Annotated in this window: 11 protein-coding genes; 9 read left to right on the top strand and 2 right to left on the bottom strand. The window is 62.4% G+C overall.

The annotated features are described in order from the left end of the window. Positions 1-27: 27 nt before the first annotated feature. The 5 genes from N434_RS19945 to N434_RS19925 all read left to right on the top strand — a co-directional run bounded on the left by N434_RS19945 (position 28) and on the right by N434_RS19925 (position 6730). Positions 28-1176, top strand: coding sequence for an ROK family transcriptional regulator (locus tag N434_RS19945; RefSeq protein WP_110760025.1), 1149 nt, complete (start codon positions 28-30; stop codon positions 1174-1176). Between the two features lie 206 nt (positions 1177-1382). Beyond that, positions 1383-1889, top strand: a complete 507-nt coding sequence (locus N434_RS19940; protein ID WP_065117113.1) for an RNA polymerase sigma factor — start codon at positions 1383-1385, stop codon at positions 1887-1889. Positions 1890-1974: 85 nt separating this feature from the next. After that, on the top strand, positions 1975-2958 hold the full coding sequence (locus N434_RS19935; protein ID WP_110760001.1) for a FecR family protein: 984 nt from the start codon (positions 1975-1977) through the stop codon (positions 2956-2958). 119 nt (positions 2959-3077) lie between these two features. Beyond that, positions 3078-5507 (top strand): TonB-dependent siderophore receptor, encoded by a 2430-nt coding sequence (locus tag N434_RS19930; RefSeq protein ID WP_110760000.1) that lies wholly within the window; start codon positions 3078-3080, stop codon positions 5505-5507. Beyond that, positions 5507-6730, top strand: a complete 1224-nt coding sequence (locus tag N434_RS19925; RefSeq protein ID WP_110759999.1) for an MFS transporter — start codon at positions 5507-5509, stop codon at positions 6728-6730. Before N434_RS19930 ends, N434_RS19925 begins: the two co-directional genes overlap by 1 nt. Before the next feature lie 57 nt (positions 6731-6787). Here N434_RS19925 and N434_RS19920 read toward each other — a convergent pair whose 3' ends face one another. Then, positions 6788-8770, bottom strand: coding sequence for a phosphatase PAP2 family protein (locus N434_RS19920; RefSeq protein WP_110759998.1), 1983 nt, complete (start codon positions 8768-8770; stop codon positions 6788-6790). A 232-nt stretch (positions 8771-9002) separates the two neighbouring features. Further along, the gene (locus N434_RS19915) at positions 9003-10283 is read right to left on the bottom strand and encodes an ABC transporter substrate-binding protein (protein ID WP_110760024.1); all 1281 of its coding nucleotides are present in this window, start codon (positions 10281-10283) and stop codon (positions 9003-9005) included. 194 nt (positions 10284-10477) lie between these two features. Here N434_RS19915 and N434_RS19910 point away from each other — a divergent pair, with 194 nt between their 5' ends. Genes N434_RS19910 through N434_RS19895 form a run of 4 tightly spaced genes read left to right on the top strand, consistent with a single transcriptional unit; the run spans position 10478 to position 16572 of the window. Then, a complete protein-coding gene (locus N434_RS19910) occupies positions 10478-13000 on the top strand; it encodes a hypothetical protein (RefSeq protein ID WP_110759997.1) in 2523 nt (840 codons plus the stop codon). 13 nt (positions 13001-13013) lie between these two features. Then, positions 13014-14108: a beta-galactosidase BglB gene (gene bglB / locus N434_RS19905; protein ID WP_110759996.1), complete on the top strand. Its 1095-nt coding sequence runs from the start codon at positions 13014-13016 to the stop codon at positions 14106-14108. Then, a complete protein-coding gene (gene pglB / locus N434_RS19900; RefSeq protein WP_110759995.1) occupies positions 14105-15457 on the top strand; it encodes a polygalacturonase PglB in 1353 nt (450 codons plus the stop codon). Before bglB ends, pglB begins: the two co-directional genes overlap by 4 nt. Next, positions 15457-16572: an ABC transporter ATP-binding protein gene (locus N434_RS19895; RefSeq protein WP_110759994.1), complete on the top strand. Its 1116-nt coding sequence runs from the start codon at positions 15457-15459 to the stop codon at positions 16570-16572. The genes pglB and N434_RS19895 overlap by 1 nt, the downstream gene beginning before the upstream one ends. Position 16573: the final 1 nt, after the last annotated feature.

The raw sequence follows: 16573 nt of genomic DNA, 5'->3' as shown, positions 1-16573 counted from the left end.
CGCTCCGCGCAGCCGTTATCCAAGGCCATGACAACAGATCAGACGCCGCACCAGACCTTTGACCGCCAGCCGCTTGCCAGCGAAAACGAGCGTCTCATTCTGGATATCGTGCGCCGCCACGGCCCCATTGCCCGTGCATCGATCACCGGCCACACCAACCTGACGCAGCAATCCGTGCACCGGCTGATCGAAGGCCTGCTGGAGCGCGGGCTTCTGCAAACCGGCGCGCCGCTCAAGGGCACGCGCGGCCAGCCGAGCCCCACCATCGAGCTGGTGCCGGAGGCGGCTTATTCGCTCGGCATTTCCATCAACACCGACTCCGTGGTGATCTGCATCGCCGATTTCCGCTGCGACGTTATTGTCGAGGAAAAACTGAAGATGCTTCCGGAGGACCGCGAGGAGACGCTGGCGGCCTTGTCACAGGCCCTCGAAAGGCAGCTCTTGGAACACGACATCCCGCGCGAGCGCCTGCTTGGCCTCGGTTTTTCCATGTCCGGCTTCTTCGTGTCTGAGGACCGCGCCTTCAACGCGCCGGAGCCCCTGCGCGACTGGTCGCTGATGAACCTGAAGCCGATCCTTGAGAAACGGTTCCACCTGCCGGTCTGGCTGGAGAACAACGCCACCACGGGCGCGATCGGCGAAAGCCTTCGCGGTGTCGGCTCCTGGTGCCAGACCTTCGCCTATCTGTCGTTCAACTACGGTTTCGGTGGCGGGCTGATCCTCGGCGGCCAGCCGTTTCACGGCTTCCATGGCAATGCCGGCGAATTCAGCGGCATATACAGCCCGGATGAATCGCCCAAACGGCCGGCGCTGCAATATCTCATCGCCACGCTCCAGAAAAACGGCGTCGACATCCACTCGATCGAACCGCTTTATCAGCAGTTCGACCCCGCATGGCCGGGCGTCGAGGAATGGCTGGCGGAAACCATGCCGCAGGTGGACAGGCTGGTGGCGAGCCTGATCGCGGTCCTCGATCCGCAGGCCATCGTCTTCGGCGGGCAATTGCCGCGCGCGCTCGGCCAGATGATGATCGAACGCACGCACATGCCCTCCCAGCGCGAACATCGTTATGGTGTCGGGCCAAAGGAGGCGAAGCTGGTTCTCAGTGAAACCAAGGGCGATCCATCCGCCATCGGTGCTGCGCTGCTGCCGCTCAGGGTGCGCTACTTCCTTTAAGGGGCGGGCCAGACAAGCTGATGTAATCCCGCAACAATCATCACGGAAACGTGAGCCTGATCCGCCCCCCGGTTTTTTACCGGTTGGCAGCCGGCGCCGGAAGGCAGTAAATATGACAACAACAATCATGTTTATTGCGACATGATGCGGTGCGCCTGTCCCTCGCCCGCCTCATGCGCCAGGCCGATACGCCACCGGGTCGATTGATGAGCAAAGCCCTGTTTGAGGTTCTTGATGCCAAGGAAGAAAACCGCCTGATGCGGTTTTTCCGCCGGCGCCTGCAGAACCGGGAAGACGCCGCCGACGCCATGCAGGAGACCCTGCTGCGGGCGCTGGAAGTTTCTCATGCGACGCTGATCGACAATCCGCAGGCCTATCTCTTCCAGATCGCCCGGTCGGTCGCCCGCCTGACGGTCATCCGCCAGTCGCGCGAGCGGCCGTTATTTGCCCCTTACGAGACGGGTCTTGCCGTTGCCTGCGAGGAACCCGGGCAGGAACGGATTGTCGCCGGCCGGCAGCATCTCGTCCTGATGGCAGGCGCCATCGAGGCCCTGCCGACGCGGTGCCAGCAGGTTTTCGTGCTGAGCCGTCTGCATGGCCATTCCAATGGCGAGATCGCCGCCCGTCTCGGCATTTCCCGCAACATGGTGGAAAAACACATCATCAAGGCGCTGCTGCACTGCCGTCGGATCCGCGCGGAAATAAAAATGTAAACCGGCATCAGGTGTTCGCATCCTTTTTCACTCTATAAGGGAAAAGGAATAAACATCGGCACGCAACAACACGGCAGATCAGGACATGAACGAACGCCCGTACGGCCTGAAGGATGGCGGCCTAACCGATGATGGCCTGACCGATGACGGTCTGGCCGAAGAGGCGGCGCTGTGGGTGGCGCGCATGCAATCCGCAGATGCGACGGAAGCGGAGCGCGAGGCGTTTCATGTCTGGCTGCGGGCCGATGCCGCCCATGCTAGCGCCTATGAGGACATGCAGAGCCTCTGGGGCGAGCTTGGCGATATCGAGCTTGCGCCGGCCGAACAGCCAAAAAGGCGCGGGCCACGCCGGGCGGTGCTGGCGGGTGTGGCCGGTCTCTGCATGATCGGGCTTGCGGCGCTGTTTGCGGAGAACAGCGGGCTTAAGGACCGCTGGCAGGCGGATTATTACACCGAAATCGGCGAGACGCGGGTGCTGGCGCTGGAAGACGGCAGCCGCATCAGCCTGAATACCGACACGGCGATTGCCGTGCACTATTCGCAAGACGAGCGGCGCATCACCCTTCTTCGCGGCGAAGCCTATTTCGATGTCACGAAGAACCCGGAGCGCCCCTTCATCGTCACGGATGGATCGTTGACGGCCAAGGCGCTCGGCACCCATTATTCGGTGCGCGCCGGCAGTGGCGCGCTGCCGCAGGAAGTGCAGGTGGAGGAAGGCCGCGTCGAGGTGACGACGGATACCGATGTCGCCGTTCTCACGCCCGGCGAAACCGTCACGCTTGACGACAATGGCAGGCTGGTGCGCGCCCGCAAGGATGTTGCCAACAGCATGGCCTGGCGGGAAGGCAAGCTCGTCTTTTCCGGCCAGCCGCTACGCGAGGTTCTCGATACCCTCTCCCAGTATCGCCGGGGCCGCATCGTCATTCTGGATGAGGCGGCGGCAAGGCAGCACGTATCCGGCATATTCGACCTGAAGGATACCGATCAGGCCCTGATCATTCTCGAAGAAAGCCTTCCCGTTTCGGTGTCACGGCTTTCAAACATGCTGGTTTTTGTCCGCTCGCGATAAAAAGTAACTTTTTTACGGCTCCGACGTCAGGAGGCAGCCCGCCTTTTCACTCTAGGCAATCAGTACCCGTTTCGGCTTTCGCCGGCACGGCTTGAGATCATGAGTTGAGAGGGAAAGACATGAATTTGGGCAAGCAGGCACGCGGCTGGTTCTGGCTGACGACGACGGCGATCATCGGGGGCATCGTCGCGGCAGGTCCCGGCGCCACCGGCGCCAGAGCGCAGACACCGCCCGCCGCAAGCGGTGCGCCCGCAACGGTCACGGTCTCCATTCCCGCCGGCCCGCTGGAAAACGCCATCCTGACCTTCGGCCGTCAGGCCAATCTGCGTATGGTCTATCCCTCCGCCATCACCAGGGGCCGCAGCACGGCGGGCGTCAAGGGCACGCTCAGCGTCTCGGCCGCCGTCAGCGGGCTTCTGGCCGGATCGGGGCTGAACTACAGTCTGGCCGGCGGCAACACGGTCCGCATTTTCGATCCCGCAAATCAGGCCGGAGAGAGCGGCGGATCGGCCGCCGCCGGCACCACCCTGCTCGCCCCCATCACCGTGCAGGGCAACGGTCTGGAAGGCGCCAGAGGCGTTCTGGAGAGCAAGGGCTATGTCGGCAAATCCGGCCGCACCGCCACCAAGACCGACACGCCGATTGCCGAAACCGCCCAGTCGATCACCACCGTCAGCCGCAAGCAGCTCGATGACCTGAAACCGCAGAACCTCTCGGAAGCGTTGAACTACACGCCCGGCGCACGCATCGGCCAATATGGCGCGGAACCGCGTTTCGACGCCTTCAAGGTGCGCGGCACCGATCTCAGCACCACCGGCATCTTCCGCGACGGGCTGCGGCAGGTCAGCAGCCAGAACGGCAGCGCCCGGCTGGAACCCTATGGCGTGGAAGCCGTCTCCATCCTGCGTGGACCTGCCGCCTCCATCTATGGCGCAAGCAGCTCCGGCGGCATTGTCGACATCATCTCGAAGCGCCCGACGGAAGAGACGCTGCGCGAGGTGGAACTGCAATATGGTTCCTTCGGCCGCGTGCAGGGCGCCTTCGATCTTTCCGGCGCCGTCGACGATGAAAAAACCATGCTTTACCGCCTGACAGGTCTTGCCCGCGACGGCCGCAACGAAATCAGCGCCATCAAGGACGACCGGCTGTTCATCGCGCCCGCCTTCACCTTCCAGCCGGATGCCGGCACCAAACTGACGCTGCTCGGCGAATATATGGACAGCACCACCGGCGGCACCTGGGGCTACATCAACAAATATGGCGCCAGCGGCACCTCCATCGGTGCGACATCGGTATATGGCGGCGATTCCCGCTTTAATGATTTCGAACAAAAACAATGGCGTATCGGCTATGAGTTCGAGCACGAAATCAACGACAACGTCACCTTCTACAGCAAGGCGCGCTATTCCGCCCTTTCGGCCGACCAGCAATGGGTGTTCGACAGCTGGCCCGGCATCACCATCGAGGAAAATGAGGGCGTTTCCGCCGACAATTACCTGAAGACCGAATTCGACACCGGCCCGGCAAAACACACGCTGCTGACCGGCATCGACTTCAGCCACATGTCCTACACCTCGAAACAGGGCGGCGGTCCGGACCTGTTCACCGACACCTACACCTATACGCCCGACGTATCGCTGATCCTGACGCAGCGCATGAACACGCTGGGCATCTATGCGCAGGACCAGATCGAGCTTGACCGCTGGCGCCTGACGGCGGGCATCCGCCACGACTGGCTGGACACCGAATATCAGGCCCAGACCGTCGGCGCGGCGACGGCTCCCACCTATGACGGCGATGAAACCAAAACGACGGGCCGCGCCAGCCTCGGTTATGTCTTCGACAGCGGCGTGATGCCCTATGTCAGCTACGGCACCTCCTTCGTCGCCAATCCGGGCGTCATCATCACCTCGGGAACGGTGACGGGGCAGGCGCAGCCGACGGTCGGAAAGCAATATGAACTCGGCGTCAAATACGCCCTGCCGCAATATAATGCCCTGCTGAGCGCCGCCTTCTTCAATCTCGATCAGGACAACGCCACGGTCTACGAGACCTCCTCCGGCATCAACCTGCTGCGCCAGCTCGATCTGCGCTCACGCGGGGTGGAACTGGAAGCCACGGCCTCGCTCGACAATGGCTGGAGCGTCATCGCCTCCTATTCCTATAACGACGTTGAAATCACCAAGCTGACATCGGAAACGGTGGGCAAGCAGCTCAATTCCTCGCCCTATCACACCTTCTCGCTCTGGGCCGATTACGAGTTCCAGGATGGCGCTTTTGAAGGCCTCGGCATCGGCGCGGGCCTGCGTTATGTCGGATCGAGCTTCGGCGACAACCAGCACACGCCCATTCTCGACAATGAGGCCCGCACCTTCGTTGATGCCTCGCTGCGCTACGATCTCGGCAAGGCCCTGCCCTCGCTGGAAGGCGTGAAGCTGCAGATCAATGCCACCAACCTTCTCGACGAGGTGAAACAGGTCTGCACCACGGGCTTCTGCTATTATGACGAAGGCCGTAAGGTCGTCGGCAGCATCCGGTACCGTTTCTGATGCTGCAGCGGAACCCCGTCGCAACAAAGCCCTCGCCGGCCGCCGTCTTCGTGGCGGTCGGCGGGCTTTATGTCGGCCAGAGCGTGATTGGCGGGCTGACCTTTCTCGGCCTGCCCGCCGTGCTCAGAACCGCCGGCCTGCCGCTGGACCAGATCGGTCTGCTCTATCTCACCGTTCTGCCCTGGGCGCTGAAATTCCTGTGGTCGCCGCATGTGGAGCGTTACCGGCTGCCGCCGGTCGGCAGGAACCGCTCACGGGTGATCGTCGGCGCTGGCATCATCACCTGCGCCTGCGGCCTCGCGCTGCTTGCTTTCACCGGCCCTTCGCCGGTTTCCGTTGCCATCGCCATCCTGTCGGTGATCGCGCTGGTGACGGCAACCGTCGACATCGCCTGCGACGGTTATGCGGTCGAAACGCTGGCGGCCGAACATCACGGCTGGGGCAATGCCGCGCAGGTGGGCGGCTCCTATCTCGGGTCGGCTATCGGCGCGGGCCTGTTTCTGGTGCTGGTGGAACGCGCCGGCTGGATGAGCGCCACGCTGGTCATGGCCGGACTGGTCATCCTGCTTGCCCTGCCCTTCCTGTTCGGCCCGGCGGCAAGAACGGTGGCGCAGACCCGGGATCATCTGCCCTCCATCGGAAATGCCCTGCGGCGGCGTGAGGTGCGCACCGGCCTCCTGGTTGCGGCCGTTTATGTCGCCGCGCAGAAATGGGGGCTGGCCATGCTCGGCCCGTTTCTGGTCGATTACGGCTTTGATCTCGCCACCATCGGCGCGCTGAACGGTGTCGGCAGCATGATCATCGGTTTTGCCGGTGCGCTGCTCGGCGGCACGCTGGTCAGGCTTTACGGCGCGTCACGGGTTCTGCTCGTCGCCATCTTCGTGCAGACGGCGCTGCTTTGCGTCTTCGCCTATTTCAGCGTCCACCGCGATGTCTCGCAATGGGTGGTCATGGCGGTGGCGGTGGCAAGCTCGTCGGGCATCATGTCCATCGGCTTCGTCGCACTTTATGCCTGTTTCATGGGCTGGTCCGATCCACGGCAGGCCGGGGTCGATTTTACCCTGTTCCAGTGCATGGATGGCATCGTCAGCATGGCCGGCGGTCTGGGGGCCGGCGCGATCGCCGAAAAATTCGGCTATCAGGCCTCCTTCGCACTGGCCGCCATCGTCTCCCTGCTCGCCGCACCCGTCATCTTTCTGCTGATGCGGCGGCAGCACGCCTGAATAAAACCCCACCGGGCGCAACGTCTTCAACCGCGCCCGGCAGAACCTTGCATCGGCCTATTCGACCACCACCGACAGTGCCGAACCGGTATAGACCGGCCGCACCTTCACATTGCCCGCATCTATCGTGGCGAATGTTCCGGTCAGGCCGTTGGCGGAGATCACGTCGAACCGCGTGCCGGCTGCCGGTGCGCCGCCGTCAAAAACGAGCTTCAGCGCCGCGCCGTCCAGCACCGCATTGCCCTTGATCCGCAACGCAGCCTTCTGCGGATCGACCGCCAGCGTGCCGCCCGACTGCGCATAATCGCCGCCGATGACGGTATCCTGTTCTCCCGCAAGCGAGAGCGTGCCGCCGCTGACCAGCACGCCGCCGGTTCCCAGCGCATCGGCAGACGATGCCACCAGCGTTCCGTCCCTGACAATCGTGCCGCCGCCATAGCTGTTGTGGCCGCTGAGCGTCAGCGCGCCGCTACCGGATTTGACGAGACGTCCCGCCCCGGCAATATCGTTCGTCCAGCGATCTGCCGCATTAAAGCCGCCGGCTGCGGCATCCATGGTCACCTCGACATCGCCGTCAAACGCGCCGTAGCCACCGGCGGCGGCCACCAGATTGATACGGCCCCAGCCGTTGCTGTCATCCAGCAGCGGATAACCGGCCTCGATGCCGGTGGAAAACAGCACGGCGCGCCGCTCTGCGGCATCGAGATAAGGCAGGCGCGTTTCCAGCAGGACCTCCGCCCCCTTCGGCACCACCATCGCCGCATCGCCCGCGGCCTTGTCGCGGCTGAAGGAATAGGTCATGCGCCTGCGATAATCCGCCCCGTTCTTCGCCGCATCGGCAAATTGGTCGACATCCGGCTTCGCGCCATGGGCGAAATCGATGAGCGACTGGCCCTGCGGCAGACGTTTGGCGAAATAGGCCTGCAAGGCCTCATGCGCGGCCTTCTTCACCTCCGCATTTTTCGGGTCCTGCAACATGGCGGCGGCCATGGCGGTCGCGGTGATGCGGCCGCCGATCACGTCGAGCGGCGAATGCATGCCGGCGACGATGCGGCTCTCGCCGAGTTCGGAGGCCGCCGTCAGCAGTTCGGAAAAACGCTCCGGCACGGCATAGGCATAGGCGATGGCGGCAAGATAGGCGGCATTGGTGTGCCCGCTCGGAAAACCGCCATCCTTGGCGCGGCCGCGATTTTCACGGGCATATTTCAGCGCCGGCACGATGACGCCGGCGTCGCTGTCATGGCTTTCGAAGCTGCGGTCGCCGATCGTTTCCTTGCCGGTCTCGATCACCTCGCCCCTGGCGTTCATGCGCCAGGGCCGTGGTGTGGAATAGAAATATTTCGCCGGCGATGTCGTGCCTTCCGGGCCACGGATCACCTTCATGAAGGCGACGAAATCCTTCAACTCGCTATCGGCCGCACCCGCCTCGGTACCCTTGTCGTCCTCCTTGCGGGTGATGACCTCGTTCGGATCGAAATCCGAAAGCGTATGATTGATCGTCGTCGTCGCGCCCGCGCCTTCGCGATACCAGTCGGCAAGCGGGCCCATGCCGTCGATGACGCTGTAACCCTGTGAACGGCGATCATTCATATAGGCTTCGAAAGCGGCAGCGCGCGTGCGGTTTTCACCGGTCACGGACAGCACGTAACGCATGTTTTCCTGCCAGACGGCGGGATCGACGATCTTCACATGGCTGAAATCCGAGGGGCCGTCGCCATTGGCGCCGCCATCCGCCCATTTCTCATCGCCGAGCGTCCAGATACGGTTGAAACCCGAGAGGATTTCGATGATCGGATTATCCCGGTCGTCATAGGCGCGGACGTCCTCGCCCTTCTCATTCTTGCCGGTCTGGTTGCGATAATTGTCGGCAAGCGGCAGCGGATAGGTCGCGGCAGGTTCCGGCACCGTGATGGCGTAGCCCTGACCTGCCGGTCCGGTGCGATCGAATGCTTGCGCGCTCGGGACAAGAACCAGCAATGCGACGGAGGCAAGCAGGGTCGGGCGTGCGGACGGAAAAGACGACATCTTCAGTTTGGCCATGACGAATCCTATGATTTGCAGCGATTGACGCGTGACGAAAACAGGCGGCACGGCTTCCCGCGCGCCTCGTCATCAGGTTTAAACGGAGCGTATTTCAGTTTTTCGATGGTGCTGATCGAGACAGCATTGCGGCACTATCCGCCCGGAAAAAGCGGTAAGATATGCCCGGAGACCGGCTCCGGGCATATCGTTCGATGCTTGGCTCTTCCGGCAAAACCGGAATGGCAGCCCCTTATTTCTTGACCGCGACAGCCTCGTTGATCTTGGCGACGTCATCTTCCAGAACCTTGTAGGTCTGGTCGAGCGTCAACTCGCCGACGATCAGCTGGCTCATGCGCTGCACGATCTGCTGATACATGGCGCTGCCGCCCTTGGCGCGTTCGAAATCGCGGGCCGCCTGCGGCACGTTCTTCTTGTTGTCGAGGAAGACCTTCATCGCCGCCTTGGCGTCTTCGCTTTTCAGCTTGTATTGCGGATCGACGATCTCGGCACCCGTCAGGATGACGTAATTTTCAGCGATTTCCCGCTGCACCTTCTCGGAGCCGAGGAATTCGACGAAATGAGCGACATCTTCCGGGTATTTGGTGCGCTTGAAGCCGACAATCGCGGTGCCGCCGGGCATGGCGTAGCATCCGGCATCGCCGCAGGGCGCATTGATCGCCGTCCATTCAAAACTGTCGCCGATCTTGTTCTGGAACGGATTGACCATCCAGTTGCCGGCCAGATAGGTCACGACATTGCCGTTGACGAACTCGTCACCCATGTTCTTGTACTGCGAACCGCCGGCCGCACCCCACATTTCCTTGGGGAAGCTGCCATTCTGCGTCCATGAATAGATATCGGCGATGTATTTCTTCGCCGCATCGTCCGGGAAGCTGAACTTGCCGTCCTTCACATAGCTCGAACCATAAGCGAAAGCACCGCCGGAGAAGCGGTGGCCGGAACGGTCCATGGTGAAGGGAATCTGCACGCCGGTCTCCTTGGCGACACGGGCGGAAGCCTCGACGATCTCGCTGAATTTCGCGGTCGGGCCGGGCAAGGGCTCACCCGCCTGCTCGAACAGTGTCTTGTTGACGAAGGGCAAGTTCAGCGTCTGCGACGCCATGTAACCGTTGATCGACTGCGGATCGTTGACGTTGGGCAGGCGAAGCTGGTTGAGGCTCGAACCATGCAGCTTCGCGAAGGCTTCCGCATCTTTCATGTAAGGCCGCATGTCGAGATAATAGGGCGCAAGCTGCCAGTCGGTGATCTTGGCAATGTCAGGACCTTCGCCGACCGCCAGCTGCACCGGCAGCTGCTTGGAAACGGCGTCATACCCCGAGGACACGAAGTTGATCTTCACGCCCGGATTGGCCGTTTCGAACTCTTTGCTGAGATCGGCCATGCGCTGCACGTAACCCTGGTCGTCATCCGTAAAAAGGAAAGTGATCGTGCGGGTTTCGGCCTGCGCGGCCGCAAGACCGGCGACGGAGGCAATTACCAGGGCGCTGACGCCCGAAAACAATTTCATCATGCTCATCCTCCCAATGAAAATATTTTCACAAATCGAATAGAAGCTCCTCTGCTTAATTCGATTTATCCTGTTTTGCGGCTTGACAGAATAAACGTCAAGCTGTTTGTTTTACATAAATCGCACAAATCGACGCGAAAAAGCGAAAATCGAATTGTGAAAATAATTTCATAAAGATCGAAGGGAGGCGATCCATTATGACGGATGGACCTTTGGCGACGGATGCGTCGCAGCCCACATATACCGTCGCCGACGGCGAGACGGTGACCGCGTGGATCGTTTCGGATCTGGTGGAGACGTCGTTTCCGGGCATACCCGCGCCAGCGGAAGACCGGGTCAATTACCGTTTCATCAATGGTTTCGTCGATGTCGGCGACCTTCCCTGCCGCAAAGCCTTCCAGCAGACCATGATCGGCCGCGACATCGCGCCCAAGACTGGCTTTGCGGTGTCTCACCTCAACCTGCCGGGTTCCAACCGCCGCGTCGAATTCACCGGTTTCTGGCATGTTCCCACCCATGTGCAGCGCTGGCTGAAGGGGACGTTCCGCAGCGATGCCGCCAGAAAGGCGCATTTCCGGCTGCGCACCTGCGGCGGCGTCCGCATCTGGGTGAACGGCGCTGAACAGGTGCGTTTCGAACCCTTCATCCGCAATGTCGAAACCAACAGCGACGTGACGCTCGACCTTGCGGCCGGCGACAACGAGGTGCTGCTGCTCTGCGAGGATCTGGCGGAACGCGACATCATCTGGTTCTTCGAGCTTGAGGTTATCGATCCCACGCCGCTGACAATCGTGTTGCCCGTGCCGCTCGACCGCGAGGAAACGAAGCGCCTTGCCGCGCTGGTGCGCGATGTTCGCCCGGCACGCGACGTGTTTTGCGGCACCGCTCTCGAACTGGTCTTCGGAGCAGCCCCTGCAAGCGACCTGCCCGTGCACATCGCGGTCAAAAGCCACGGGCATGAACGCGCAGCGCTGGCGGAAGTGGATACCGTGCTGAAGGCCGGGCAATCCACGCTGACAATCCCCGGGACGACAGGCATTTCGGACGGATATCACGGCGTCAGGATCACCATGGGCTCGGGTGCGGGAACAGTCACCCGCGTCATCGACGCCGCCTTCATGCATGATATCGCGCCGGAAACCTCCAATCCCGATATCAACGGGCGAAAAAAGGCCGCCCTCTCCTTCAGCGCCCGTTTCGGCGCATGGCGCATCGGCCGGGCGCTGGCAATGGTCGCCACCGGCAGCGATGACTTCAAGACCATCGGCGGCATCGTCGATGCGACGCTGCGCTCCATCGACCGGCGCGAGGACTGCTCCGATTTCGTGATGATCCCGCTGCTCTGGCTGGTGCGCGCCCATAGTGACCGCCTGCCGGCCGAAATGCGGGCGCGGATCGACGCCTCGATCCTCGGCTATCGCTACTGGGTGGACGAACCCGGCAATGACGTCATGTGGTTCTGGAGCGAGAACCATGTTCTCTGCTTCCACACCAGCCAGCTGCTCGCCGGACACTATCTGCCCGACGCAATCTTCACCGCCTCCGGCCGCACCGGCAGAGAACAGGCCGCGCTCGCCACTGAGCGGCTGGAGCGCTGGTTCGACAGCGTCGAGGCGCATGGCCTCGCCGAATGGAATTCGGCCGCCTATTATCCCGTGGATTTCATCGGCCTTCTCGCCATCGAACATTGGGCCGGACCGGAGCTTGCAGCACGCGCGCGCTACCAGCTCGATCTCATTTTCGAAATGATCGCGCTGCATACGCTCGGCGGCGTCCCCTCCGGTTCGCAAGGCAGAGCCTATGACAAGGAGCTGCGCGCCGGGCCGCTGACGGAACTGGCGCCCTTCGCAGAGGTCGCCTTCGGTCAGGGCTGGCTCAACAACGGCGTCGCCTCGCTGCCGATGTTCTGCTGCGGCGATTACCTGCCGCCGGCGCATCTTGCCGCCCTTTCCCAGCTGGAAAGCGGTCGCATGGTCGAGGCGCGTTACGCGCAGGGGCTGGAGCCCGGCAAGCTCGTGCTGTTCAAGAACGAGGCCGCCCAGCTTTCCACCGTGGTCGACCACAAGACCGGCCACAAGGGCCATCAGCAACACGTCATGGATATCAAGCTTGCCGGCCATCCCATGGCGCGGCTCTGGGTCAATCATCCCGGCGAAGACGATCCGTGGGGCACCCAGCGCCCCTCCTATTGGGCGGGAAGCGGCATCCTGCCACGCGTGGCGCAGTATCGCGATCTGGCGATGATGATCTTCGATACGCACGATCACCGCAATGACTGGACCCATGCCTATCTCGGCCGCGACGGGCTGGACGAGGTGCTGGTGGAAGGCAACTGGATCTTCACCCGCTCGGGCCGCGGCTTTGCCGCGCTTTATGCGACGAACGGGCTTCAGCCCATCACCACAGGCGCCACCGCCAATCGCGAAATCAGATCGCCCGGCCGCCGCGCCGGCTGGGTCGGCATCATCGGCTGCGGGGATGTCGCGGAGTTTGCCCGTTTTCGGGAAAAAATCCTCGCCACGCGGGTCGCCTTCGATGCCGAAAGCCGGCTGCTCTCCGTCACGCCGCCGGGCGGACCCGATATCACCCTCACCTGGGACGGCGCATTCACCATCGGCGGACAGGCCATGGCCTTCGACCACGACCAGCCCCAGCCCGAAATCACCTTCGACAGTGCCGACCCCGCATCGGGCGGCGCGGCACGACCATTCTACTCCTAAGCGGAATTGACAGATGAACCAGCCAAGCATGGAAAAAGACACTCTCAGGACGACGATCGACAATGTCGCCGCCGCCTTCAGCCGCCTTAAGGGCATTCAGGAAGGTCTGGTCAGCGGCAGCTCCGATGGCAAGATCCAGTTCGACGAGTGGGACTGGGAAGTGGGTGTGGGCCTTTACGGCTTCCTGCGCCGGGCGCTCGCCGCCAACGACCGGAAGGCGCTTGACGACCTCGTGACATGGTATGGCTGGCAGATCGAACGCGGCCTGCCGCCGCGCCAGATCAACAGCTCCGCACCGATGCTGCCGCTCGTCATCCTGACCGAACATGTCGACCGGCCGGATTTCCGGGCGCTGGTGGAAGACTGGGCCGACTGGCTGGTGCATCAATTGCCGAAAACCGAAGATGGCGGCTTCCAGCATGTCGTCAAGGAGCGGCTGAATGAGGGCGAATTATGGGACGACACGCTGTTCATGGCATGTCTGTTCCTCGCCCGCGCCGGCGTCGTCTGCAAACGCCAGGACTGGATCGACGAGGCGGTCTACCAGTTCATGGTCCATACGCGTTATCTGTCGGATCCCGTCACCGGGCTCTGGTATCACGGCTGGACCTTCAACGGCCGTCACAATTTCGCTCATGCCTTCTGGGCGCGCGGCAATTCCTGGATCACGGTTGCCATTCCCGAACTCTTCGAACTGGTGCCGACGCTCGGCGAAAAGGACAAACGTTTCCTCGCCAATGTGCTGGCAAGCCAGGTGCGGTCGCTCAGGCAATATCAGCGCGAGGACGGCATGTTCCACACACTTCTCGATGACCCGACCTCGCCGGTCGAGACATCGGCAACGGCGGGTATAGCCTATGGCATTCTGCGCGGCATCGAGGCCGGCATTCTCGGCGAGGAGAACCGGCCGCATGCCGACCGCGCGCTGAAGGCAGTGCTTGGCAATATTGACGACGAAGGTGTCGTTCACGGCGTCTCCGACGGCACGCCCATGGGCCATGATCTCGAATTTTACCGCCGCATTCCCAATCTGCCGACGCCCTACGGGCAGGCACTGACGATGCTGCTTTTGATCGACGTATTTCTGAAGAGGCCGCAGGTATCATGAGTGTTCAGCCTGACATCACCATCACGGCCGGCGGCCATGACGCCACGGCCGACATCCAGCGGGCGATCGATACGGTTTCGGCAGCGGGCGGCGGTCGCGTGTCGCTTCTGGCCGGTCGCCATGTCAGCGGCGGCCTCCAGCTCAAGAGCGGCGTGGAACTGCACCTTGCCGAAGATGCGGTGCTTACCCCCATTTCAGACTATGAGGCCTATGCCCATACAACGGTTTCGGTGATCGCCGAGGAATCCAATCGCGGCATGATCATTGCCCGGGGCGCAAGCGACATCGCCGTCACCGGCCCCGGCCGGATCGAGGCCGGCGGCAAGAACTTCATCACCGGCGATGACGAGGCGATGGGAACCTATATCCCGGCGGCACGGCGTCCACGCGTGATGGTGCTGGAAGCCTGCCGCAACGTGCGCCTTGAAAACCTCTTCGTCAGTGGCTCGCCCATGTGGACGCTGCATATGGTCGATTGCGACGTTCTCAATTTCCGCAACCTCCGCATCGAAAACGACCGCCGCCTGCCCAATACGGATGGCATCGTGCTGGATGCCTGCCGGCGCGCGCTGATCGAGGATTGCTTTATCTCGACTGCCGATGACGGCATCTGCCTGAAGACCAGCGCCGGGCCGGACGGCAAGGCGGTCGGTGTCTGCGATGATATCACGGTTCGCCGCTGCACTGTTTCCAGCGTCAGCTGCGCCCTGAAGCTCGGCACGGAATCCTTCGGCAATTTCACCAATGTGGTGTTCGAGGATTGCAAGATCGTCGAGTCCAATCGCGGCATCGGCCTTTTCTCCCGCGATGGCGGCGCCATGCGCAACATCCGCTTTTCACGGATCGAGGCCGAGTGCCACGAAACGCCGGGCGGCTTCTGGGGCTCCGGCGAGGCCGTGACCGTCACGGTCGTCGACCGCCGCCCCGAGCGTCAGGCCGGCAGCGTCGACAATCTGATCGTGGAAGATCTGAGCGGCTCCATGGAAGGCGCAATCAATCTCGTCGCCACGTCGAAGGCCGGCATCCACAATGTCAGGCTGGAGCGCATCACGCTGGCGCAGCGGCCCGGCAAGCTCGGTACCGGCCTGCAATATGATCTGCGCCCCACCAACGCGGATATCGCGCCAAGCCCGGATGCCGCCGGCCGCGCCAATGCCTGGACGCGGGATGCCGAAGGCAGGATCGTCGGTCTTCAGGATTACCCCGGTGGAATGCCGGCGGTCTATCTTGCCGGCGTGGAAGGATTTGCGGCGCATGATGTCGCCATTAAAAGAACGACGCCCTTGCCCGAGGGCTGGAACAGCCAAGAGATCGTCGCGACGACGAACTTGTCCGAAGGGAGCAGGTAATGGGAAGTCTGAAACTGGAAAACCTCAACAAGGCCTTCGGCGCCGTTCATGTGCTGCATGACATCGACCTCGATATTGAAGACGGCGAGTTCGTCGTTTTCGTCGGCCCCTCGGGCTGCGGAAAGTCGACGCTGCTGCGCATCATCGCTGGCCTTGAGGATGTCACGTCAGGCACCATCGGCATTGGCGGGCGCGATGTCAGCGCGCTGTCTCCCGCCGAGCGCAAGATCGCCATGGTGTTCCAGTCCTACGCGCTTTATCCGCATATGAGCGTGCGCAAGAACCTTGCCTTCGGTCTGGAAAACCTGCGTTTCAAGCGGGCGGAAATCGAAAGCCGCATCAACGAGGCGGCGCGGATGCTCGCCATCGAGCCCTATCTCGACCGCAAGCCGAAACAGCTTTCCGGCGGCCAGCGCCAGCGCGTCGCCATCGGCCGCGCCATCGTGCGCGAGCCTGACATCTTCCTGTTTGATGAGCCGCTGTCGAACCTCGATGCGGCGCTGCGCGTGCAGACACGCGCCGAAATCACCCGCCTGCACCGCGATATCAAGACGACGATGATCTATGTCACCCACGATCAGGTGGAAGCCATGACCATGGCCGACAAGATCGTGGTGCTGCGTGCCGGATGCATCGAGCAGGTGGGCAGCCCGCTTCAGCTTTTCGACAATCCGCGCAACCTCTTTGTTGCCGGCTTCCTCGGCTCGCCGCGCATGAACATGCTGAAGGGCACCATCACCAAGGGCAGCGACGGCAGCGACGGCAGCATCGCCATCGACGCCGGTTATGGCGTCTCCCTGCCCTGCCTTGTCGACCCGGCAACCGTCAGCCCCGGACAGGCGGTTCTGGCGGGCATCCGCCCTTCGCATTTCACCATCACCGACAATGCCGGCCTGCCCTTCGAGGTGCAGTATCACGAAAGCCTCGGCACCGAGACCTATCTCTACGGCAACCTCCAGGGCGAGAAAGAGCAGATCATCGTGCATCAGGCCGGCCATTTCGCCCCCGCTTCCGGCTCTGTGCTGAAGATCATGCCGTCGCGGGAAAAGGTGCATGTCTTCGATCCCGTAACGGAACTGGCGCTGCCGCGCCTCGGCAGCGAAGGGAGAGGTTAGC

Source organism: Rhizobium sp. UGM030330-04 (assembly GCF_003208455.1).
Taxonomy (GTDB): domain Bacteria; phylum Pseudomonadota; class Alphaproteobacteria; order Rhizobiales; family Rhizobiaceae; genus Agrobacterium; species Agrobacterium rhizogenes_A.
The sequence above is the reverse complement of the archived record's forward strand: the minus strand, read 5'-3'. Positions and strand labels throughout refer to the sequence as shown.

Coding starts and splice junctions, on each gene's coding strand:
- N434_RS19940 (WP_065117113.1), top strand. CDS start 1,383: ATGAGCAAAGCCCTGTTTGAGGTTCTTGATGCCAAGGAAGAAAACCGC.
- N434_RS19895 (WP_110759994.1), top strand. CDS start 15,457: ATGGGAAGTCTGAAACTGGAAAACCTCAACAAGGCCTTCGGCGCCGTT.
- N434_RS19920 (WP_110759998.1), bottom strand. CDS start 8,770: ATGGCCAAACTGAAGATGTCGTCTTTTCCGTCCGCACGCCCGACCCTG.
- N434_RS19930 (WP_110760000.1), top strand. CDS start 3,078: ATGAATTTGGGCAAGCAGGCACGCGGCTGGTTCTGGCTGACGACGACG.
- N434_RS19935 (WP_110760001.1), top strand. CDS start 1,975: ATGAACGAACGCCCGTACGGCCTGAAGGATGGCGGCCTAACCGATGAT.
- N434_RS19910 (WP_110759997.1), top strand. CDS start 10,478: ATGACGGATGGACCTTTGGCGACGGATGCGTCGCAGCCCACATATACC.
- bglB (WP_110759996.1), top strand. CDS start 13,014: ATGAACCAGCCAAGCATGGAAAAAGACACTCTCAGGACGACGATCGAC.
- N434_RS19925 (WP_110759999.1), top strand. CDS start 5,507: ATGCTGCAGCGGAACCCCGTCGCAACAAAGCCCTCGCCGGCCGCCGTC.
- pglB (WP_110759995.1), top strand. CDS start 14,105: ATGAGTGTTCAGCCTGACATCACCATCACGGCCGGCGGCCATGACGCC.
- N434_RS19915 (WP_110760024.1), bottom strand. CDS start 10,283: ATGATGAAATTGTTTTCGGGCGTCAGCGCCCTGGTAATTGCCTCCGTC.
- N434_RS19945 (WP_110760025.1), top strand. CDS start 28: ATGACAACAGATCAGACGCCGCACCAGACCTTTGACCGCCAGCCGCTT.